General features: G+C 44.7%; 1 protein-coding gene. It reads left to right on the top strand.

Translation table 11 applies throughout. The features are described from left to right. Positions 1–95 precede the first annotated feature (95 nt). Positions 96–356: a hypothetical protein gene (locus OSCIL6407_RS0129245; RefSeq protein ID WP_019488055.1), complete on the top strand. Its 261-nt coding sequence runs from the start codon at positions 96–98 to the stop codon at positions 354–356. The last annotated feature ends 24 nt before the right edge of the window (positions 357–380 follow it).

The raw sequence follows: 380 nt of genomic DNA on the forward strand, positions 1-380 counted from the left end.
AACTGGAAACTTGAAAACCCTATTGATGCTGAACTGCTACAACGGCAAAAATGGAACCGTGAGTTTAGAACTTTCTTGCCTGACCTGAACAACCAATGGCTCAAACTAAAAACTTCTCTCAAAAATTGGGGATTAATCAATTCCTTGACCCTTCAAAGGTCTGGACGGATAAATCCCCTGAAGTCAAGGAACTGGTGAGGATTTGTAAAACCAAGTCAGCAGCCGCCCTACTTGGACATCCCGGCAAAAGCTCACCCATGCAATATCTCAACCGCTTACTTAAATTTATCGGGGTTAAGCTGAAGGCCTCTCAGGTTAGGAGGGGGATAAGCGAGTTTGGCAATATCGTTTTGTAGAGGCTGGTGAGAACTCTAGCAGAC

It is taken from the genome of Kamptonema formosum PCC 6407, from assembly GCF_000332155.1.
Lineage (GTDB): Bacteria > Cyanobacteriota > Cyanobacteriia > Cyanobacteriales > Microcoleaceae > Kamptonema > Kamptonema formosum.